Below are 22,724 nucleotides of genomic sequence, written 5' to 3' on the forward strand. Positions count from 1 at the left end.
AATTAAAATTCTTAGACCATGATTAATAAAAGACAAGCGCCAAACCCTATGCTAAATAGGAAAGACAAGTGTTTACTAACTGTGAACACTCTGAAAAAGTGTTGTTTATGTTTGAAATGTTAATGTGAGCTATGTCACAAAATTCTATTGATTTTTGCAAATGTAACCGTTATCATGAAAATGAATCGACAGAAAAAAGGAGGAAATTAATACTCATAGGTGTTGTTTATGAATAAAGGCTATGAAGAACCTTCTATAAATAATTGGAATTATCACAAAAGAGTCAAGTGTTTTCCCCTAGTGGTTTTGGGATAGCATAAGTTGACTTAAGGGGAGGTATCGAGATGAAAAAGAGTTTATCTCAGTCCGCTTACGGTGGTGTATCGGGTGAAAAATATGTACCGTATGTGACTGATAAAGATAATCACGGTGGCAGCTCAGTCGTTATGATTATGGGTGCCATACTAGCAGTTATTTTTGCCGCTTCAACAGCATATTCTGGTATGAAAGCTGGATTAACCGTTGCTGCGGGGATTCCAGGATCAATTATTGGTTCTGGACTTATTGCCGCCTTTGCTAAAAAGAAAGGCATGCTGGGTAAGAATTTACTCCAAGGAATGTCCAGTGGTGGTGAATCTATTGCCAGTGGAATGATTTATGTTTTACCTGCCATTATCATTATTGGTGGCCGGGTCAACTTTATTGCCGGAGTTTTAGTTGGGGCTTTGGCTGTACTGTTTGCAATCGGAACGGCTTCACTGGTTGAAAACTACTTGGTAGTTGAAGAACACGGAAAATTAGTTTATCCAGAATCTATGGCTATTTCTGAAGCTTTGGTTGCCTCCGAAGCCGGAGGGGATTCCTTGAAATTTATGGGAATTGGTTTTGGAATTGGTGGTTTATTGACACTTTTGACAACTCAAGTTTTTGGTTGGGTTAATAGTGTAATCACTTATGTTGGTAATTCTTTCTATCGTTGGAAGATGTCGACTGAAGTCAATCCAATGTTAGCTGGTATTGGATTCGTGGTTGGACTAGATGTTTCTTTAACGATGTTTGCTGGTTCAATTCTATCTAACTTTGCTATAACGCCATTAATTGCTAACTTTACTCAAATGGCAACTAACAATGCTAAAGATTGGAACGATGTGACAATTGCTGTAAATCAAATGGGTGTTGACCAAGTTGCCGGTTCTTATTCGAAATACATTGGTGCCGGTATGATGCTCTGTGGTGGTATTGTCGGAGCCATTAAGTTGATTCCTGTTATCGTCACATCAATCAAGAAAACTTTGAATGCTAGAAATGGTGGCAGTGATGATCGTAATATGTTAGGTATTTGGTCATTAGTTATTGCTGTTATTGCAATTTTTGTTGTTGGATTCTTCATTTCTGGCAACATCGCCATGGCTATTGTAGGCGGTATTCTTTCTATTATTTTGGCACTATTATTCGTAATTGTTTCCGCTAGATTGGCTGGAACAATTGGTTGTTCAAATGCGCCAGTATCAGGGATGACCATTGCTTCACTAGTTATCATGACATTAGTCTTCGTTATCTTCGGATGGAAGAGTAATGCAGATAATCAAATTCTTCTATTATTTGGAGTCTTCATTGTTACTGCCATTTCAGTTGGTGGTGCTTATATGCAGACTCAAAAAGTTAGTTATGTCATTGGTGGCAACAAGAATGAAATGATGAAGTATTTCATGGTTGCTGCAATGATTGGTGTCATCGTGGTTGTCGGAACGACTGTACTTCTTGAACCTCAATTAAAAATTACAGGTTCAAATCCACCATTTGGTTTACCACAAGCTAATTTAATTGCCACTTTGACAACTGGTATCATGTCAGGAAATCTTCCTTGGATCATGATTATTATCGGTGTTGTCATGGCTATTGTTTGCTGGATGTTAGGTCTATCAATTATGACTGTTGCTTTAGGATTCTATCTACCAATCTCAACAACTTCAATTATTTTAGTTGGTGCCTTAATCAAATTATTGATTGATAAAGTTACAAAAGATAAGGCTCTAAAAGACAGACGTATCCAAAGTGGTGTCAGTTTATCATCAGGTTTAATTGCTGGTGGTTCAATTATTGGTTTAATCGGAATTATTCTACATGTGACCGGTGTGCTTGGAGATAAAGCTCCAGCTGGATTTGCCGGTAGTAACGAAATGGGACTGATTTTGTTGGCAATCTTAGTAATTGCTATCGTAGCTCCATTGTTAAATATCAAGAAGGAAACAAATAAGTAAGGGGCGATGGAGATGGCTAAACGTCCAGAATTAACTGAAGAAGATTTGAAACACATGGTATTTCAGAAGAATCCTGAAGTTACCTATAAGAAAAAAGCAGGAATTGTAACAATTGTTCGCGAACAGAATCATCCGATTCAGAAGCTTTTCCGTAAGTTACACATGCATATTCCTGAAAAATCTTATTTAGAGATGGATGAATATGGTAGCTATGTTTTTACTAAGGTTAATGGACGTCGCAATGCTTACGAAATCGGAAAAGAGCTTGCTGAAAAGTTTCCAGACGCCGATAAGTATCGTTACACAAGATTGATTTTGTTCCTGCAGCAAATTGAGAGTGTCGATCACCTAATAGAACGAGTATCATAATAATTAAATAATCATAATTTTTATTAATGGGGGATATTAAAATGACAGATCGTATTGAATTATCAGCATGTACATCAATCATGGTTGGTAAGAAAGCTTCGATGGATGGAGCAACTTATATTTCAAGAAATGAAGATCGATTGAATGCTATTTATAGAAAACGTATCATCGTTCAACCAGCTGTTTCTGGACGTGACGAAACTTATGTTTCACCATATAACAAGATGACAGCACCATATCCTACAAGTGGCTATCGTTACACGTCAACACTTGATGCCAACCAAAGTACAGGACCTAACGAAGAAGATGGTTTCAATGAAAAGAACGTTGGTATGAGTGCTACTGAAAGTGTTTACGCTAATGAAAAAGTTTTAGCTTTTGATCCATACGTAAAGAATGGACTAGCTGAAGATTCACTTGCAACCTTAGTTTTGCCATACATTAACTCAGCACGTGATGGAGTTAAATATCTTGGTAGATTAGTTGCTAAATATGGTTCTGCTGAAGGTAATGGACTTCAATTCAATGACAAAGATGAAGTTTGGTACATGGAAGTAGTAACAGGACATCAATGGGTTGCCGTACGTATTCCTGATGACTGCTATGCCGTAGCCGCTAACCAAGTAGCCATTCAAGATATCGACTTCAACGATCCTGACAATTACATGTGGGCCGATGGAATCCAAGAATTTGTATCAGAACATAACTTGAATCCAGACTTCGACCGTTGGGACTTCAGACATATTTTTGGAACAGATACCGAAAAAGACCATCATTACAACACACCAAGAGTATGGTTTGCACAACGTTATTTGAACCCATCAATTGAACAAGATCCAGAGTCAGCAGAACTACCATTTATCAGAAAAGCCGAAAAGAAGATTGCTGTAGAAGACATTCAATATCTATTGAAGTCACATTACAACGAAACAAAATACGATCCACTAGGCAGTGGTAGTGAACATGACAAGAAGACATATCGTGCTATTTCACTATCAAGAACAGCCAACTCCCATATCCTTCAAATGAGAGATTCAGATAAGAATGGAGCAGCCGGAGTAGAATGGACAGGATTCGGAATTCCAAGCTTCTGCCCACAAGTACCATTCTTTACAAATGCCAATGACATTGATGAGTCATACAGCTACACACCAGAGAAGATGGATCTAAAGAGTGCATATTGGATGTATGAAGCCTTAGCAATGGTAGTAGAAAGTCACTACAAAGAATTCGTAGAACCAAACCTAGATTATCAAAAAGCATTGTCAGAATGGGCAAGAAGAAAGATTGCAGCAGTAGATGAAAAAGCAGTCAAAATGACAGGAGATGCCCTAACAGATTACCTAACAGAGCAAAACCATGAAATTGTAAAACATTACAATGAAGAGACAATGAAACATCTAGCAGATTTGGTAACACAAGGAACAGAGTTAAGTAAGTTAACATTCAAGATGGATCCAAATCTTTAGAGAGCGAAGCAGGCCCGCTTAGATTCTGAGCATTTGCAGGACTTTGCGAATTGGCTGCGTAGCAGACAGTTCGTGAAGTCAGGCAAAGCACAGGAATCTGGCCTGCGCAGCTCGTTTCCACTATCAAACATAGAACCATGGTTATAAAAGAAAGAACCAAATCCATAAAAAGTAGAACAATGATTATTCCCAACAAAACCAACAATCCCGGACAGAACCAAGAAATTCATAACATATCAAAATCCTTCAATCCAAAATAAAAAAATCGTAAATATAAAAAGGCTCTGTAAAAGAATAGTCATTCTATACTAAATAACGAAAAAACGGCAAATGTTGAATCAAACATTTGTCGCTTTTTTTCAGAAAATACAAATCGTAATAAAATAGTGATATATTTAACAATTAAAAAATGTAAACTTATAAATAATATAGTTAATCGGGAGTAATTTATATGAAAGAATTACGTTTTAAAAGTGTTTTCGACATAATTGGACCAGTCATGGTAGGACCAAGTAGCTCACATACTGCGGGTGCTGCTAGAATCGGGAAAGTTGTCCATGATATTTTTGGTGAAAAACCTGATAAAGTAACCATTTATTTGTATGAATCCTTTGCCAAGACTTATCGAGGTCATGGAACCGATGTTGCTCTGGTCGGTGGACTTCTGGGGATGGAACCAGATGATAAGAGATTAGCGGATTCTTTGAAAATAGCTTATGAGCAAGGAATCAAAGTTGCCTTTGTCCCAAAGAGTGAAAAAGTTGATCATCCTAACACTGCCAAAATTAAATTGGTTAAAGGTGATCATGATTTAACCGTGACAGGTGTTTCTATTGGTGGAGGAAATATTCAGATTTCAGAAATCAATGGTTTTAAGATGTCACTTAGTTTGGGAACACCAACTTATATTACAGTGCATCAGGATGTTGCAGGGATGATTGCTAAAGTTACTGATGTTTTTTCAAACTTTAATATTAATATCGGAACCATGACAGTTACTCGTGCTTCCAAAGGTGAAAAAGCTATCATGATTATTGAGGTCGATGAACGTCGTCAACGTGATGAAATTTTACAGAAATTATGTGCATTGCCAAATGTCGATAATGCCACATATTTTGAATAGGGGTAACACTAATGTTTTATACAATTAAAGAATTAGTCAAACAAAGTGCTGATTACGATTCTGTCGCTGACTTAATGGTACAAACGGAAATGGAAAATACTGATCGTAGTAAAGAATTCATCCGTTCAACGATGGAACGTAATTTGGAAGTTATGGAAAATTCCATTAAAGAAGGTGTTGCTGGTGTAAAATCAGTAACTGGATTAACTGGTGGCGACGCTAAAAAGATGAACGCCTACATTGAAAAAGGGGACTTCTTGAGCGGTGAACCGATCCTGGAGGCTGTTCGTAATGCAGTAGCTGTTAATGAGGTTAATGCCAAAATGGGCTTGATTTGTGCAACACCAACTGCTGGTAGTGCTGGTGTTTTAGCCGGTGTTCTAGTAGCGACTAGAGATCGACTTCATTTAACTCGTGACCAACAAGTTGACTTTCTATTTACCGCAGGAGCCTTTGGTTTAGTGATTGCAAATAATTCATCGATTGCTGGTGCTGAAGGGGGTTGTCAAGCTGAAGTAGGTTCCGCTGCCGCAATGGCATCAGCTGCTTTGGTTTGTGCTAAAGGTGGAACAGCTCAAATGGCAGCTGAAGCTATTTCTATTACTTTACAGAATATGATGGGTTTAGTTTGTGATCCTGTGGCGGGATTGGTAGAAGTTCCTTGTGTTAAACGTAATGCTTTAGGAGCTTCTCAAGCGATGATTTCAGCTGATATGGCTTTAGCGGGAATCGCAAGTGTTATACCGACTGATGAAGTAGTTGAGGCTATGCATCAAGTTGGACAAAGAATGCCTTCTATTTTTAAAGAAACAGCTGAAGGCGGTTTAGCAACAACACCAACAGCTTTGAAGTTGAAAAAAGAAATCTTTGGTGAATAAAAAAACGTAATTTATTAATGGTGTACAAAAATCTACTATATTTTAGGAGTCTATTTGTGGATAGAAATACATATAATAAATTATTTAATCTAGATAAAGTGTTAAATAAGCCTAAAGTGAGGTTAGCAAATGTTAATAAGCAAAAAAGCTATCTTGCTCGTGGCTTATTTGATATAAGAAAAAAATTTACTATTGTTATGAATTGTAAAGGACATAAAAAAAGAAAATTATCCTTAATGATAAATTCTAGCGATGGGAATATGATGAGGTTTGATATTATAGGTAAACCTCATCATGGATATCCAACACCTCACTTACATATATTCAATGCTGAAAATATTTTTGAGTGCGAGTTTGTTGAAGAATCTGAACTTCCATTTCCGCTCAATGAGATTATAAATAATTCCTTGGACTTCCAGAAAGACTTAGAAGTGTTTTTCACTTATAATAAAATCAAATTAGACAATGTTGTTTTTGTAAAGGAGGAAGATTAATAATGGATTCTTCGCTAGTAGACGACTATTTGAATTGGTTAAAAGGACAATATTCTATTGAACAATTAAATGGTAGTCAGGAAATAGTTACGCCATTTACCAATTCGATAGGAGATAATATAACCATTTATGTTTCTTCAAACTCCGATGGAAAAATAACTTTGACGGATGATTTTGATACAATTGGTGATTTGGAAATGATGGGAATAAATTTTGATACGATTGTTAGAAAGAAGTATTTAAATAGTATATTAAATAATTACAATGTGCAGTGTGTTAATAAAGAACTTTTTGTTATGGGGGATAAGATAGAATTTCCTGAAATGAAACAACGTTTAATGCAGGCAATAATTCGGATTGATGATTTATTGATGACTCGTAAAGAGAATTACACAAGTTTTTTTAAATCAGATGTCTATCAATTCTTTGAAAAAAATGACTTTGGTGGATTGAAAACCTATAGGCCCTATGGTGAAAGTGGAAATAACTATGTAGTGGATTATACTATTCCACTAAAAGGTAATCGTCCATTTAGATTTATCAATTTTACTAATACTTCTTCATTTTCTACAATAGCCATGGCCGGTGCCATGTATGGAGATATTGCCACTGGCTCGGAGTATAATTTAAGCAATTCAGAATTTGTTATTATATACAATTCCCAAGTATCACGTCCTAGTCATAAAAGCATTAATATAGCTCAACGATATGATTTAAAATTAATTTCGTGGGAAGATAAATCCAAAATAATGGCGCTTAAATAGATTTTTAAAGTTGAAAGAGAAAATCTTTCAGCTTTTTTAGTTATTCAGAAGTAAACTATTATATAAGAAAATTTTTTAATGGAAGGAAATTTATTAATGAAAAGACATACACATGCGGCTTGTACTTCAATTATGGTCGGCAAAAAAGCCTCAATTGACGGCTCTAATTACATTGCTCGTAACGAAGATAACTTTGTGGCAAATTGGCCTAAGAAATTTTATGTACAAAAGGCGGTTCAAAATCGCCATGAGACTTACGTTTCACCCTACAATAAGTTAACGGTTGAATTGCCAGAAACTGGTTATCGTTATACAACTTCTCCAGATGCAAATCAGGACGAGGGCTATTACGAAGAAGATGGTATCAACGAAAAGAATGTAGGAATGAGCGCAACTGAAAGTGTTACTGCCAACGAAAAAGTTTTGGCCTATGATCCTTTGATTAAAAATGGAGTAGCTGAAGATTCCATGACTACTTTAGTTTTGCCTTACATTGATTCTGCACGTAAAGGTGTTCAATATTTGGGCAATTTGATTGCAAAGTATGGCTCTACCGAGAGTAATGGTGTTGAATTTTTTGATAAAGATGATATTTGGTATATGGAAATTGCTACAGGACACCATTGGGTTGCTATTCGTATTCCTGATGATTCTTACGCCGTAGCCGCTAATCAAATTGGTATTGAAAAAATTGATTTTTCCGATCCAGAGAATTATATGTGGTCCGAAGGTATTCAAGAGTTTGTTGAAAAAAACAATTTGAATCCTGATTTTGACGGTTGGAATTTCAGACATATTTTTGGAACTGACACTAAGAAGGATCGCCATTACAACACACCACGTGTTTGGTATGGTCAAAAAATGTTGAATCCATCCATTGAACAAAATCCAGAATCATCTAATTTGCCATTTTTAAGAAAACCAGAAAAGAAGATTGCTATTGAAGATATTCAAGCTATCCTAGCTTCACATTATAATGAAACTAAGTTTGATCCTTTGGGCAGTGGTAGTGAAGAAGATAAGAAACGTTATCGTGCTATTTGTTTATCAAGAACAATGAATTCACATATTTTACAAATGCGTGATACAGATACAGGTAATCAAGCAGTTGAATGGAAAGGGTTAGGGATGCCTTGTTTTAGTGCTTATGTGCCATTCTTTACCAATGCCAATGCAATTGATGAATCGTACAGTTTTGTGCCGGAAACAATGAACTTAGATAGTGCTTATTGGTTATACACAGCTTTAGAGTTTGTTGTGGAAAGCCACTATCAAGAATTCGTTGAACCAAATTTGGATTATCAAAAAGAATTAGCTCAATGGGCACGTCAAAAAATAGCAGAAGTAGATAAGGAATCTCAGAAACTTTCAGGAACTGCTTTAACAGACTATTTGACTGACCAGAATAAAATCATTGCTAAACACTTTAATGAGGCTACTAGAGCCCATTTGGCCGATTTAGTTACACAAGGAACAGAGTTAAGTAAGTTAACATTCAAGATGGATCCAAATCTTTAGAGAGCGAAGCAGGGGCGGTTAGCCCCTGAGGATTAAGACTACTTTCTCAGTCGGCAACGAAGTGCCGGCAGAGAAAGTTGACTTAACCGGAAGGAGTTGCCCCTGCGTAGCTCATTTCAATAGAGAGTGCGGCAGGCCCGTTTCTACAATAAAAATTAGAAATAACAACAAAATAGCCCAGTATGACAACCATATGATGGTCATCGTACTGGGCTATTTTGAATGAAAATTTCACTTAATCTGATAACGTAAAATGGTTTTTAATCTATCTGGTGCTACACGTCGAGCATCTGATAAATAGATTTCACGATGAATTTTCGAAGCACGTTGTTTATTCTGTTCAGAAACGAAATTATCAATTTTTTCAAAACTAGCGGGTTCGTCATCGTAACTACCTACGTGCAAAACTTGCGCCACTTCCACAGCAGGATAAGTTTTGATTTCTAATTTATCTAACTCTGAAGGATTCTTCTTTTCTCTAACAGTCTCTAAAGCCGTAGAAACTACATTATCCGGCACAAAATCGGGAATACGGATCATAATATCATAGCTAAATTCGTTTTTGTCCAAGTGATCTAATTGTTGACCCTTAGTAGTTAAAGACCAGGCACCTTCTAATGGGAAAACTACATAATCATCAAATTCTAAATCCTTATCGATTGCATATTTTCTATAGGCCGCTTTAATACCATAGGCTACGGGATACAGTGTTTGAATTTTTTTACTGAATTCTGGGCCGTTAGGATTGCCAACACCATGTAGAGAGGTGAACCTTTGACTTTGAATCGATAAAATTTGAGGATTCTTTTTAGTTGAATATAATTCTTTTTCCTGTTTGCGCCATTCGTATTTCATAATAGTTGGCCTCCAAAAGACTATTTAAAATGTATTTTAAACTTTTATCCTTGGGTAGCCAATGGTGTTTGTGATGTTTCTGTTTGTTGTTGTAAAGCAATCAAAGCGGAGCCGTTACTAATAGTTTCATCAGGTTCAGATTCGATACGGAAATAATCTTTACTATTGGTAATAATGACCATGACTGTATCGTCTAAGCCTTTATCTTGAATGACTTTAGGATCGAAAGTACCAAGTAGATCACCTTTAACGACTTCTTGATTCATTTTAACGGCGGTAGTGAAACCTTTACCGTTTAAGGAAACTGTATCAATGCCGATGTGAACTAATATTTCTATGCCACTGTCGGTGGTTAATCCATAAGCATGACCAGTTTCGGCTACAACATTTAATTTACCTGATTGAGGAGCGTAGATATTAATTTTTCCAGTTGCATTAGGTTTGATAGCAATTCCTTCACCCATCATTCCAGATGAGAAAACGGGATCGTTAACAGTCTTTAAATCAGCAGTTTGACCATCAATAGGTGCATAAACTGTATTGTCTTGAATCGGATCTTTGTCTTTAGTGTCAGCTACTAAAATTTCTTTTGGAATGGCAAACATGTTGGTAGCAACGAAGGCTACTACAACAGTTAATAATGAAACGATTGTGTAAATAATTAAATCACGAGCATCGTAAATGTACATTAGATAAGAAGGTACAACGGCTAATCCATAAGAGTTGGCAGCTACTTTGAAGATACTTAGAATAGCTGCACCGAAACCACTAGTAAGGACTGTGACAATTAATGGTCTGAAGTTGTATCTAATGAGAATACCGAAAAGTGTTGGTTCAGAAACACCGAATAGTTGTGATGAGAAGGCTCCAACAAAGGTTGCCTTGGCTTTTTTAGACTTAGTTCTCATAATCATAGCTAGAGCAACACCAACGTTAGCAAAGCCGTACATGGCCTCCAAAACGATTAGTGGGTTCAAATGAGTAGCGGCTAGAAGTGATGTTTCGATGGCAATCATCATTTGATGAATACCAACTAAAACCATTAGTGGATAAGCAGCACCAATTAAGAAACCACCGATACCGAATGGTAAATCAATGACACCTTCAACACCAGCAACCATAAGGTTTTCAATCCAGTGAACGATTGGTCCAACACCAAGAATCATGATACCGAAAGTTAAAAGCATGGTTAAGAAGGGCGTGATGATTTGATCTAAAACGTTTGGTACATGTTTGTGGAAGTAATTTTCCATTTTAGCACCAATGAAACCAGCAACTAAAGCTGTTAGAACAGAACCTTGACTACCAATAACGGGAATGTGGCCGAAAAGCATGATAGCTTTAGCACTACCGCCAGCAACATCATAGGCATTAGGTAGACTAGGTGAAACAAGCATTAGTCCAATGACAATACCGATGATAGGAGTTCCTTTGAAGTATCTAAAAGTGGACCAAACAATTAAAGCTGGTAAGAATGAGAAGACAGTTCCAGTTAAAACTGATATTACAGTGTTGACATTGGCAGGAATATCAGATGGAACAGCACCGAATAATTTTAAAACTTGAGCATTAGTGAAGGCACTTTGGAGTCCTAAGAAAAGACCGGTTGCGGCGATAACAGGAATGATAGGGATGAAAATACCAGACAACATAGCCATGAATCTTTGTAATTTAGTTTTATTGGAATTATCGTCGTTATCTGTAGTATCGACGTCATCTTTTCCATAAATGGCGTTAACAGTACCTAATTTATCGATTGCGGCATAGACATCGTTGACTAAACCTGTACCGATAATAACTTGATATTGACCTGAACCAAAGAAGACACCTTTGACGAGATCGAGATTTTCAATTTTTTTATCATCAATTTGTTTACGATTCTTAACAACAAAACGTAATCTTGTTTGGCAATGTGTAACAGATTCAATATTGTCGACGCCAACAAGGTCAACGATTTGTTGTGCTAATTTACTATAATCTTTAGCCATGGTTATTCACCTCAATGAGAACTGCTTGATAAGGAAGCAATTCCTCTGATTTTAAATCCGAATAATTGTTTAAAAGAACTTTACCTTGGGGAAGCTGAATTTGCGTAACTTGAGAACTAAGGTTGACGAATACTTGTGCGTGCTGGCCACGTTGATAAGCGATAACACTTGGAGTGGAATTCTTGACTGGAAGGAATTCACCATTCAATAGGTCATCTTTAAGTGATGAGGTCTGTCTAATTTTGATCATTGTACGATAAAAATTCAAAATTGATGCTTCATCTTTATCTTCAGTCTGCCAATTTGTTTCTGGATCATGTTTGTTTAAGCCAATCCAAGTTTTGTGACCAGTATTGAAACCGTCATTGATTCCATTACTCCAAGGATATGGCAGACGGGCATTGTCACGAGAACGATCATTGACAAATTTTAGAGCTTCTTTAACACTGAAACCTTCCTCAATAGCTCGATAATAGTTATCAGGACTAGAGATGTCGTTGAATTGTTCAATGGAAGTTCTCTGTGCGTTTTGAACGCCTAATTCTTGACCTTGGTAGATGAAAGGACAGCCTCTAAGAAAGAAGAAGAGCATTGCTAGGGCTTTAGCACCAATCTTATTACGATAAGTGGGATCCTTAATGTACTTGCTGATACTTCGTGGTTGATCGTGATTTTCTAAGAAATTAGCACCCCATCCGTATTTCTGAATGGCCAACTGACTCTTAATAATGGCATCATTTAGTTCTTGGGCAGTCCAGTTGGTTTGGTGATACCACTCTGATCCAGAACGGACATCAATGTCGGCGTAATGGAAATCAAAAATCATTGAGAAGTAACCTTTTTTACCAATGAATTTATCTAGTTGGTCGTATTGAACGCCACTAGCTTCACCAATTGTTACAGCATTAGCTGGTTTAAAGGTGTGTTCATTCAACTCATTTAGAAAAACATCAATGCCGGGACGATTTTCGGCCTTACGCTTAACTTTGCCTAAACCATCGTTGCCATCAGGTGTAATTGAAGCAAAATCTTGATCCTTTTTGATGAAGGTAATCGCGTCAATTCTGAAACCGGCGATACCTTTCTTAAGCCACCAGTTGATCATGTCATAAAGTGCGAATCGTAATTCTTTATTTTCCCAGTTTAAATCGGGTTGTTGTTTAGAAAAAACGTGGTGATAATAAAGATTGGTTTCACCGGGTACTAATGTCCAAGAAGAACCCTTTCCAAAATTGGAACGCCAATTGTTAGGTGGTAAATTATTTTTACCTTCTTTAAAGATATAAAACTTACGATAAGGACTGTCGGAGTTTTTGATGGCGTCTTGGAACCAATAGTGCTGGTCAGAAGTATGATTGAGTACTAAGTCCATAATAATTTTGATATTCAAATCTTTGGCTTTTTGAATTAGCTCATCTAAATCTTTCATAGTCCCAAACATTGGATTGATGGACTTGTAATCTGAAATATCATAACCGTTATCGACCATTGGTGATTGATAAACGGGAGATAACCAGATAGTTGTGATTCCTAGAGTATGAATTTTTGGTAGTTCCTGGATGATACCTCGAATATCGCCGATACCATCGTTATTTGAGTCTTTAAATGAGGCGGGATAAATTTGGTAAAAAATTTCTTTTTTCCACCAATTATTGTTTGTTGTTATCATAAATAATTTCTCCATTGTTATATGGAATCGATTCCATATTAGTTATAAAAAAATGCTTAGGCACTTTTTCGAATTATCAATTTTAATTTCAAATCTTCATTAGTAATATCTTCAGGAACATCTTGACCGGTTAGATTTTTCAACAAGATGTTAACAGCTTTGTTAGCCATAGCGTTAATTGGTTGTCTAATAGTTGTTAGGGGAACAGCTGCGAAACGAGCGAATGGTTGATCATCATAACCTATAACTGCAATATCCTTAGGAACCGAAATATTATTTTTTTGTAATTCATCGATTAGGCCAATTGCGACCTCATCAGAGTTAGTGAAGATTGCATCTGGCAAAGTATTATTGGAATTTTTAATGAGACTGCGGGCAACTTCCTGACCATCAGCAGCAGTATGCTTTTGAGAAAAGAGCCAATCCTGATTGATGGGAAGTTGATGTTGCTTAGAAAAGTCTTGAAAAGCCTTAGTTCGAGAATATCCGTGACTCTTAACGGCATAGTTACCACCAGTGATATAGGCGAAGTGATGATGTCCCTGAGTGAAGAGGTAATTCAGAGCATCAAGCGTAGCCTGATAATGGTTAAGGGTGACAGATTGGATATCCTGATATTTGTTTTCTTCATTTAATAGGATTACCTTTTGTGGATAAGTCTGGGCAAAAGAACGAACCAATTCATGATTTTCCACAGAGGCAAGGATGACGCCATCAACTTGATGGTTCTTTAATTGATCCAAAAAACGTTGTTCGGCAGCCGAATCGTCATGTGTTTGTGAGACTAATACTTGATATCCATATAGATTGAGCTTTCTTTCGATTGAATCAAATAATTCAGCAAAGAAGGGGTTAGCCAATCTTGAAACAAGTACACCGATATTTTTAGTTGATTGAGAACGTAGTTGAGTGGCGATAGCACTAGGTGTGTAATCTAATTCATCAATTGCGTTTTGAATTTTTTTACGTTTGTCTTCAGAAACATAGGGGTGATCGTTGAGATAACGGGAAACAGTTCCTACACCGACACCGGCTTTTTTTGCGATTTCTTTAATAGTTGCCATTTATATCTATCCTTCGTTTAATGGAATCGATTCCATGTATTAATTTAACAGAAAAAATTAAAATGTCAAGCGCTTTCATTTATGTGAAAAATCATCAATTTTTTGTATAACTTTTTAATATACCACAATTAAAACGCTTTCTCACTATTTTTTTGCTATATCATGAGCTTTTTTTACCCAAAGTGACAATTTCAGGCCTATAATAGACATTGGGATGTTTTCGTTTGAGTTTTAAAATCAATGAAAGGTAGCGAAGGTATGCAGGTATATAAAAATTCCGCAGAACTAATAGACCAAATTAAAGAGAGTTATCATAAGTTCATTGATGAATATGAGGGTATAACAGATGATGTTGCCGATGAAAGAATTGAGCAAGTGGATAAGACTCCACGTGAAATGCTCTCATATCAAGTCGGATGGATTAATATGATTTTGTCATGGGAAAAAGCTGAAGCTGGTGGGGAAAAGATCACTACTCCAACTCCTGGATATAAATGGGATCAAATGCGTGAGCTTTATCATGATTTCAATATCAAATATGGTTCAGATGGCATAGCTAATGAGAAAGAAGAACTAAGCAGCACTGTAGACGAACTTATTTCATGGGTCGACAAGATGTCACATGATGAATTGTTCAAGCCAGGCGAACGCAAGTGGGCTACAACTAAAGCAATGTGGCCTGTTGCTAAGTGGATCAGAATCAACGCTGTTTCACCATTTAATAATTACAGTCGTCAAGTTAGAAAATGGAAGAACTTTAATTTAAGAGATAAGAGTACCGTTAATTCATAATTAAGAAAGTCCGTATTGACTAGGTTTTATATAGTTGATGTGGACCTTTTTTTGTCTAAGTATGTTGTTCTCCACAGCAAGGATCATTGTTTTACTTCTAATTTTTCCTGTAAGGTTCGAAAAATAACGATAATAAAAAAGCCATCCACTTGAATGACTTTTACAATCCGAAATCTATTAGGAAATAACCAATTGTTCCAATAATGATCAACATAGCAAAGTTGATTATTGTGAAATACAATAAGTATTTTCCTGGATTTTTCTTAAAGAAAAATCGATATTGTTTGAAAGCCAACAAGTTAGCCAATGAACCTACTACAGTACCAAGACCACCAATATTCGTACCTAAGAAAATAGCATGGACGAATTTGGAGAACTTGGAAACTAAAATTGTGGTTGGCACGTTACTAATGAATTGACTAGTAATGATTGAAGTTAAATATGTGCTTGTTCTTGTTTGCAAAAATTGATGCAAATTATTAACAATTGCTGGTTCACGATTGATATTACCAACGGCAATAAAGAAACACATGAAGATCAAGACAATTGAGTAATCAACCGATTCAAGAATATGCGGATTGATAAAGATGACTAACAATATTGCGGCAATCAAAGAACCCCACATAGGAATTACAGAAAAAATTCCCAAAAAAATAATCACTGTGACAGCGACTGTTAAGGTTAAACTTGGAATGTTTAATTCAACAGCAGGCAACTCAGTTAATTCAATTGGATCTTTAGCGAAAAAACGAGTTGAGAGAAAAATTGCTAGGAAAGTGACAATCGTTATCGGTGTAGACATGATAAAGAATTGTTTGATTCCTAGATTGAAATGCGTCAACAGGAATAAATTATGAGTATTACCAAACGGTGTAAACATACTACCAAGGTTAGCAGCCATAGTAATAATAATGACTGGGAAAATTGGATTTACTTTAATATGCTTAGATAGTTGGTAAAATAAAGGAACTAAGGTTAAAATTGTAACATCATTAGTTAAGAACATAGCTCCAAAGAATGCTAAAGAGGCTAACATGAATATCATTTGACGTGTAGTTTTCGCTTTATGCGTCATGTACGCGGCATAATATTTTAGAAAGTCCAAATAGTCATAAATCTGGATTATAATCATCATAGATAATAGTGAAGCAAGTGTCTTCCAATTAATATCCATCAATTGAGGTGGACTAATAAAGATCGATGTTAGAATTGCTGCTGCCCCAGCTATCCATAACACCTTATCTGAAAATACACGTTTTAATACAGCCATTTATGTTTTCCCCTACAAAAAAGAAGTACCCTATCTAGTATAAAGATAAAAGTAGAGTTAAAAAAGATAATTATGTAAAATTCGACGAAATATTTTTGAAAAGTTAAATAATATAAAAATTATTTAGATGAAAAGCATAATATATCATAACCTAAGTATACTAAATATCAATTATAAGGAGTGTTAATATATGCAAATAATTTTATCAATCTTACTATTCATTGTGGGGATTGCTGTCATGGCGGTTTCTTTCAAGGCAAAAAAAGAAGTAGTTTATTATGCACTCCTTGCTGCGGGCTTAGTTTTGTTTTTCGCAGGTATTTATTTTATCTTCCCAAAATAAATAATGCCAAGTGGACATGAGACTGATATAATCTAGTCGTATCAAATAGGGGAGGTAATTTCCATGATTCTAAAAAAGACAGCTCTTCTGGTTTTAGTTTCAATCATTCTAAGCATGATTGAAATGACCGTCGATCCCGCATTTATTTTGGGCAGAGCTTCCTTAGTATTTTCTGGATCGTTGATGTTTTTACTATCATTGCTATTTGTTAGACGTTTGTGGAAGTATACAAACTAAAATGAGGTCAAAAAAGGAATCATCTCCAAATGAATGGAAATGATTCCTTTTTTGTTTCATAAATGTTTCACAGGGAACACTAGTAGTCGCCGTCAGCAATTTTTTCTAAGGTAGTCTTAGAAGGAATAAAGAATAAATTACCGGTAATTGGAGTACTGAAGTCTAACAAACGGTCACTCTTAGTAAACATATTAGTTAACATACGATTAGTAATTGCAAAATCTTTAGAGTAACCAATGAAGTAGGTACCAGTTACGTCTTTAGCTGGATCTGAGAATGGCACATTCATTCTGACAATCTTGTGTTCAACACCACCTTCTTCATCTTTAGAAACGACATTGTGAGCATTAGGTAACTTCTCTTCATCAGTTAATTCACGATCAGAGAATTTGTGACGACCAATAGCTTTTTCTTGATCTTCAGTCTTTAACTTTTTCCAAGCATCCATATTGTGGATATACTTTTGAGCAAAAGCATAGGAACCGTTGGTAAATTCGGGATCTTGTTCTTCGTCAATTAGAGTGTAATCCATTGATTCGATGCCAGCAGGGTTTTCGGTTCCATCGATAAAACCGACAATAGAACGTCCTTCCATATATCTGAAACCGTGAGTTTCGTCTTCAACAGTTGTAATAGGACGTAAAATTTCCATGAATTGATCCATTAATTCATAACAAACAGCCATTTTTTTGGAACGAATATGAATGAATAAATCACCAGGCGTCGAGACGGCCGTATATTTAGGTCCCTTGATTTCTTTAAAGTTTTCTAGTTCTTTTGGCTTTGGAGCATTTGGGAAAAGATAATCCCATGCATCTGATCCAAATCCCCAAGCAATATGTGCCTGAGCTTCGGGGTCACGAATCCGCATACTGTTGATAATTGAATTAGACATATCGGAAAATTCAGCAATGGCGTCGCGGTCAGCCTCTAAATCGTCATGCTTCAACATCAATGTTGTAAAAATAACACTTTCCCCAGCGTCTTTGTACACGTCTTGGGCTTTTTTAATATCTACAGTCATGAATCTACCTCCAGAAAATCTGTTTATACAGTCAGCTTATCATACTATTCAAAAAGTAGTTATTATTAAAATTCGTAAAATAAAATTCTTGATAATGTTAAAAATTAAGATAATAATAATTTTAATAAGGTCGTTGAAGGGAAGAATAATATATGTGTACTAGTCTTAGTCTCGAAGCTTTGGATGGTTCAAAATTTTTAGCCAGAACAATGGATTTTGCTTTTGAATTGAATGGTCGTCCAACATTTTTACCAGAAAATTATCAATGGGTTTCTTCATATGATAAGAAAGAATATAACAGCAAATACGCTGTCATGGGAACGGGTGCTAAGTATGGTGCTAATTACATGGTGGCTGATGGTTTCAATGAATACGGTTTGTCAGCCGCTGAATTGTATTTTGCCAATGCTGCTAAATATGACAAAGACCCCGTTGAAGGTGAAATGAATCTGGTTGCCGAAGAATTTATCCTCTGGGCTTTGGGTAATAATAAATCAATTGAAGATTTGAAAGAGAATCTCAAACAAGTTCATTTAATCGAATCAGATCGTGGTGTTATGAAACAGAATCAACCACTACACTGGATTTTTAGTGACGCTACTGGCGCCACTTACATCCTTGAACCAGAAGGAAATGGTCTAACTCTTCAAGAAGATAAAGTTGGAGTTATGACTAATACACCGGACTACAATTGGCATAAGACTAACTTGGCTAATTATTTAGGCGCTCAAACAACTAACTTTTCTGCAAAAACATTTGGTGACCAAGAAGTTATTCCATTAGGTCAAAATGGTACCTTCAGATTGCCTGGTGGTTACACTGCCGTTGATAGATTTGTTAGAACAGCTTTCATGCGTCAAAATACTGAAACACCTAAGGACAGTCATCAAGCTGTTAATACTATTTTGCATATGCTCGATAGTGTAACAATTCCTCGTGGCGTTAATATCAAGGCTAATGGTGAATCAAGTTATACTCAATATCAAACTGTACTTGATATGACTAACCGTGCCATGTACTTTGTGCCTTATGGTAATCGTAAAGTTTATTCAGTTAAGATGACTGATGATTTGATTAAAAATCAAAAAGAACCAAAAGAATTCCCAGTTAACTTAGATCAAGAATTCGAAGCATTAAATTAATAGGTCAAAAATTTGAGAGTATATTCTCAACTAAAAAATGTTCATATCAATCGATATTATATTGGTTGATGTGGACATTTTTTATTAAAATTAACGATCATATTCCAGCAATATCGGAAAGTAAGTAAAAAAACAAGAGACCAATATTTTTCTGGTATGTAAATAAGACTGATTATAAGGTATACTGGATTCGAAAGATAGTTACCATGTATGAAATTGGGTCGTTCCAATTTATGAAACGAGGAAAATTATGGCAGATTTAGTTTATCAAAAAATTATTACATCTTTAAAAAAGGCAATTGATGACGGTGAATATTCAGATATGCGCTTGCCCGATGAACGTTCTCTTGCTGAAAGTTATAGCGTCAGTCGAAGTTCTATCAAACGTGCTTTAGGATTAATGGCTGATCAAGGAATTATTTTTAAAAAGCGTGGCTCGGGTACTTTTGTTAATCCCTTATATTTGAAACAAGGTTCGTCGTTCAGCTATAGTGGTAAGAATTTGGGTATCACTGATAGTTTCAATGCAAACGGACAAAAGCCAGGGGTAAAGGTACTAAAATTCGATGTTGTTCATCCTGATAAGGACTTGCAAGACAATTTGTTTTTAAAGCCAAGTGAATTTGTTTATTCATTCGAACGTTTACGCTTTTTGGACGATGTTCCATTCATGATCGAAACAGGTTATATTCCTATTAAGTTGGCTCCGGAATTGTCTGAGCAAATTGCTTCCGAATCTATCTTTAATTATGTAGAGTCTGAGTTAGGAAAAGAAGTTAATAAAACTTACTTAACAATTTCAGCGCAACCATCTGATGAAGAGGGCAAGGAATTGTTGAATTTGTCAGCTAATGAACCAGTAGGTCTCATGGAAGGTATTTTCTTCCTAGATGATGGAACTCCATTTGAATTCTCAACAATGAAGCTTCATTACAAGTACTTTAAGTATGATTCGTTTGTTGATCTAGGTAATAAGTAAGCATTTACAATAATTGGGTCGAACCAATTATAAAAGTGGTTGACTTTTACTTAAAAACTAGTTATGATTACATTGTAAAAACTTAAGGAGTGTGCTGGTAATGACTGATTACTCATCAAAAGAATATTTAAGTTTAGTTGATAAATATTGGCGTGCAGCCAACTATGTTTCTGTTGGACAATTATATTTAAAAGATAATCCTTTATTAAGACGTGAATTAAAAGCTAGTGATGTTAAGGTTCATCCAATCGGACATTGGGGAACTATTGCTGGTCAAAACTTTATTTATGCTCATTTGAACCGTGCTATTAACAAGTACGGACTAAAGATGTTCTATATCGAAGGCCCTGGTCATGGTGGGCAAGTTATGGTTTCCAACTCATACTTGGATGGAAGCTATACTGAAACTTATCCTGAAATTACAGAAGATACTAAGGGTATGCAAAAACTCTTCAAGCAATTCTCATTCCCAGGTGGTGTTGCATCTCATGCTGCCCCTGAGACACCAGGATCAATGCATGAAGGTGGAGAATTAGGTTATTCTCTATCACACGGTGTTGGTGCAATTCTTGATAATCCTGACGAAATCGCTGCAGTAGTTATTGGTGATGGTGAATCTGAAACTGGCCCATTGGCTGCTTCATGGTTCTCAAATGTCTTCATTAACCCTGTTGATGATGGTGCTGTTTTACCAATCTTGAATCTAAATGGTTTCAAGATTTCTAACCCAACAATCTTGTCACGTAAGAGTGATGAAGATCTAACTAAGTACTTCGAAGGTATGAGTTGGGATCCAATGTTCGTTGAAGGAACAGATCCTCAAAAGATGCATCCAGAAATGGCTAAGACTGTTGATGCTGCTATCGAAAAGATCAAGAGTATCCAAGAAGAAGCTAGAAAACATCCAGCTTCAGAAGCTAAGATGCCTAAGTGGCCTGTTATCATCTTCCGTGCACCTAAGGGCTGGACTGGTCCAAAGACATGGGATGGCGAACCTATTGAAGGTTCATTCAGAGCTCACCAAATTCCAATTCCTGTTGACCAAAATGATATGCAACATGCAGACAAATTGGTTGAATGGTTGGAATCATACAAACCAGATGAATTATTTGATGAAAATGGTACTTTGAAGTCAGAAATCGCTGCTATTACACCTAAGGGTCAAAGCAGAATGGCTATGAACCCAATCGTTAATGGTGGGGTTGATCCAAAACCTCTTAAATTACCAGACTACAAGAATTACGCTTTGAACTTTGACAAGCGTGGTGCAACAAATGCTCAAGATATGATCGAATTAGGTAAATATTTGAACGGTGTTATCAAGGATAATCCTGACAACTTCAGACTATTTGGGCCTGATGAAACAATGTCTAACCGTTTGTATGGTGCATTTGAAGCAAGTCCTCGTCAATGGATGGAACCTGTTCATGAACCTAATGATCAATACGAAGCACCAGCTGGTCGTATTATTGATTCACAACTTTCAGAACATCAAGCTGAAGGATTTAACGAAGGTTATACTTTGACAGGTCGTCATGGTATGTTCGCAAGTTACGAAGCCTTCTTAAGAGTTGTTGATTCAATGTTGACACAACACTTCAAGTGGTTAAGAAAAGCTAACGAATTGAGCTGGAGAAACAAGTATCCTTCACTAAACGTTATTGCTACATCAACTGCTTTCCAACAAGATCATAATGGTTACACTCACCAAGACCCTGGTATCATTACTCACTTGGCTGAAAAGAAACCAGAATACATCCGTGAATACTTCCCAGCTGACACAAACTCATTGCTTGCTGTTATGCCTAAGATTTTGGATGACCAAGAAAAGATCAACTTATTGGTAACTTCAAAACAACCAAGACCTCAATTCTACTCAATTGAGGAAGGTGAAGAGTTGGCTGATAAGGGACTTAAGGTTATTGACTGGGCATCAAATGACAACGGTGATCCTGATATCGTTATCGCTTCTGCTGGTACAGAACCTAACCTTGAATCATTGGCTGCTATCAGTATTCTAAGAAAAGAAAAACCAGAAATTAAGATTAGATACGTCAACGTTGTTGATCTATTGAAGTTGAGATCACCAAGAGTAGACCCTCGTGGTTTAACTGATGAACAATTCAACTCAATCTTCACAGTTGACAAGCCAGTCTTGTTTGCCTTCCATGGTTTCGAAGACATCATTAAAGATATCTTCTTTGACCGTGCAAATCACAACCTATACGTTCATGGCTACCGTGAAAATGGTGATATCACAACACCATTCGACATGCGTGTTGTTAATGAGATGGATAGATTCCACTTGGCTGAAGAAGCTGCTGTTGCTGTACAAGGCGACGGTGCTAGCGACTTTGCTGACGAAATGGAAGCTATTGTTGATAAACACAACAAGTACATCCGTGAATACGGTGATGATTTGCCAGAAGTAAGAAACTGGACTTGGGAATAAAATATTTAATCGTTGAACATTAAGAAATTGGGA

The 22,724-nt window shown here is 36.3% G+C and carries 20 protein-coding genes; 14 read left to right on the plus strand and 6 right to left on the minus strand.

What is annotated here, in order from left to right; translation table 11 throughout:
- The first annotated feature begins 344 nt into the window (after positions 1-344).
- The 8 genes from LKACC16343_RS09700 (at position 345) to LKACC16343_RS09735 (ending at position 8,876) form a co-directional block, all read left to right on the plus strand.
- Positions 345-2,261 carry an OPT/YSL family transporter gene (locus LKACC16343_RS09700; RefSeq protein WP_056953172.1) on the plus strand — a complete coding sequence of 639 codons (1,917 nt, stop codon included), beginning with the start codon at positions 345-347 and terminating at the stop codon, positions 2,259-2,261.
- Between the two features lie 12 nt (positions 2,262-2,273).
- Positions 2,274-2,630: a PqqD family peptide modification chaperone gene (locus tag LKACC16343_RS09705; RefSeq protein ID WP_056953174.1), complete on the plus strand. Its 357-nt coding sequence runs from the start codon at positions 2,274-2,276 to the stop codon at positions 2,628-2,630.
- A gap of 41 nt (positions 2,631-2,671) precedes the next feature.
- Complete coding sequence (locus LKACC16343_RS09710; protein WP_056953176.1) at positions 2,672-4,099, plus strand: C69 family dipeptidase; 1,428 nt, start codon at positions 2,672-2,674, stop codon at positions 4,097-4,099.
- Positions 4,100-4,550: 451 nt separating this feature from the next.
- Positions 4,551-5,222 carry an L-serine ammonia-lyase, iron-sulfur-dependent subunit beta gene (gene sdaAB, locus LKACC16343_RS09715; RefSeq protein WP_056953178.1) on the plus strand — a complete coding sequence of 224 codons (672 nt, stop codon included), beginning with the start codon at positions 4,551-4,553 and terminating at the stop codon, positions 5,220-5,222.
- Between the two features lie 11 nt (positions 5,223-5,233).
- The gene (gene sdaAA, locus LKACC16343_RS09720; RefSeq protein ID WP_056953180.1) at positions 5,234-6,100 is read left to right on the plus strand and encodes an L-serine ammonia-lyase, iron-sulfur-dependent, subunit alpha; all 867 of its coding nucleotides are present in this window, start codon (positions 5,234-5,236) and stop codon (positions 6,098-6,100) included.
- 56 nt (positions 6,101-6,156) lie between these two features.
- A complete protein-coding gene (locus tag LKACC16343_RS09725; RefSeq protein ID WP_056953182.1) occupies positions 6,157-6,594 on the plus strand; it encodes a DUF6978 family protein in 438 nt (145 codons plus the stop codon).
- 2 nt (positions 6,595-6,596) lie between these two features.
- Entirely contained in the window at positions 6,597-7,358 is a 762-nt protein-coding gene (locus LKACC16343_RS09730) for a DUF1828 domain-containing protein (protein WP_056953184.1), read from the plus strand.
- 96 nt (positions 7,359-7,454) lie between these two features.
- Entirely contained in the window at positions 7,455-8,876 is a 1,422-nt protein-coding gene (locus LKACC16343_RS09735; protein WP_056954021.1) for a C69 family dipeptidase, read from the plus strand.
- 231 nt (positions 8,877-9,107) lie between these two features.
- Here the strand turns inward: LKACC16343_RS09735 and LKACC16343_RS09740 are convergent, their stop codons facing one another.
- The 4 genes from LKACC16343_RS09740 to LKACC16343_RS09755 are packed head-to-tail and all read right to left on the minus strand — an operon-like array spanning position 9,108 to position 14,452.
- Entirely contained in the window at positions 9,108-9,731 is a 624-nt protein-coding gene (locus LKACC16343_RS09740) for a GyrI-like domain-containing protein (RefSeq protein WP_056953186.1), read from the minus strand.
- Between the two features lie 44 nt (positions 9,732-9,775).
- Complete coding sequence (locus tag LKACC16343_RS09745) at positions 9,776-11,719, minus strand: sucrose-specific PTS transporter subunit IIBC (RefSeq protein ID WP_056953189.1); 1,944 nt, start codon at positions 11,717-11,719, stop codon at positions 9,776-9,778.
- Positions 11,712-13,388, minus strand: a complete 1,677-nt coding sequence (locus tag LKACC16343_RS09750) for an alpha-glucosidase (RefSeq protein ID WP_056953191.1) — start codon at positions 13,386-13,388, stop codon at positions 11,712-11,714. Before LKACC16343_RS09750 ends, LKACC16343_RS09745 begins: the two co-directional genes overlap by 8 nt.
- 56 nt (positions 13,389-13,444) lie before the next feature.
- Positions 13,445-14,452, minus strand: coding sequence for a LacI family DNA-binding transcriptional regulator (locus LKACC16343_RS09755; RefSeq protein WP_056953193.1), 1,008 nt, complete (start codon positions 14,450-14,452; stop codon positions 13,445-13,447).
- A gap of 240 nt (positions 14,453-14,692) precedes the next feature.
- Between LKACC16343_RS09755 and LKACC16343_RS09760 the strand changes: the two genes are divergently transcribed.
- Complete coding sequence (locus LKACC16343_RS09760; RefSeq protein ID WP_056953194.1) at positions 14,693-15,244, plus strand: ClbS/DfsB family four-helix bundle protein; 552 nt, start codon at positions 14,693-14,695, stop codon at positions 15,242-15,244.
- 160 nt (positions 15,245-15,404) lie between these two features.
- Here the strand turns inward: LKACC16343_RS09760 and LKACC16343_RS09765 are convergent, their stop codons facing one another.
- Positions 15,405-16,514 carry an SLC13 family permease gene (locus tag LKACC16343_RS09765; RefSeq protein ID WP_056953197.1) on the minus strand — a complete coding sequence of 370 codons (1,110 nt, stop codon included), beginning with the start codon at positions 16,512-16,514 and terminating at the stop codon, positions 15,405-15,407.
- Positions 16,515-16,704: 190 nt separating this feature from the next.
- Here LKACC16343_RS09765 and LKACC16343_RS14330 point away from each other — a divergent pair, with 190 nt between their 5' ends.
- A complete protein-coding gene (locus LKACC16343_RS14330) occupies positions 16,705-16,857 on the plus strand; it encodes a DUF6095 family protein (protein WP_156638760.1) in 153 nt (50 codons plus the stop codon).
- Between the two features lie 63 nt (positions 16,858-16,920).
- Positions 16,921-17,094, plus strand: a complete 174-nt coding sequence (locus LKACC16343_RS14335) for a hypothetical protein (RefSeq protein ID WP_156638761.1) — start codon at positions 16,921-16,923, stop codon at positions 17,092-17,094.
- A gap of 79 nt (positions 17,095-17,173) precedes the next feature.
- Here LKACC16343_RS14335 and LKACC16343_RS09770 read toward each other — a convergent pair whose 3' ends face one another.
- Complete coding sequence (locus LKACC16343_RS09770; protein ID WP_056953198.1) at positions 17,174-18,118, minus strand: Dyp-type peroxidase; 945 nt, start codon at positions 18,116-18,118, stop codon at positions 17,174-17,176.
- A gap of 152 nt (positions 18,119-18,270) precedes the next feature.
- On the opposite strand from LKACC16343_RS09770, the gene LKACC16343_RS09775 reads away from it, so the two are divergent.
- The 3 genes from LKACC16343_RS09775 (at position 18,271) to LKACC16343_RS09785 (ending at position 22,691) form a co-directional block, all read left to right on the plus strand.
- The gene (locus LKACC16343_RS09775; RefSeq protein ID WP_056953200.1) at positions 18,271-19,260 is read left to right on the plus strand and encodes a choloylglycine hydrolase family protein; all 990 of its coding nucleotides are present in this window, start codon (positions 18,271-18,273) and stop codon (positions 19,258-19,260) included.
- A 250-nt stretch (positions 19,261-19,510) separates the two neighbouring features.
- Complete coding sequence (locus tag LKACC16343_RS09780) at positions 19,511-20,239, plus strand: GntR family transcriptional regulator (RefSeq protein WP_056953202.1); 729 nt, start codon at positions 19,511-19,513, stop codon at positions 20,237-20,239.
- Positions 20,240-20,339: 100 nt separating this feature from the next.
- Positions 20,340-22,691, plus strand: a complete 2,352-nt coding sequence (locus LKACC16343_RS09785; RefSeq protein ID WP_056953203.1) for a phosphoketolase family protein — start codon at positions 20,340-20,342, stop codon at positions 22,689-22,691.
- The last annotated feature ends 33 nt before the right edge of the window (positions 22,692-22,724 follow it).

The organism is Companilactobacillus bobalius, from assembly GCF_002179915.1.
GTDB classification, from domain to species: Bacteria; Bacillota; Bacilli; order Lactobacillales; family Lactobacillaceae; genus Companilactobacillus; species Companilactobacillus bobalius.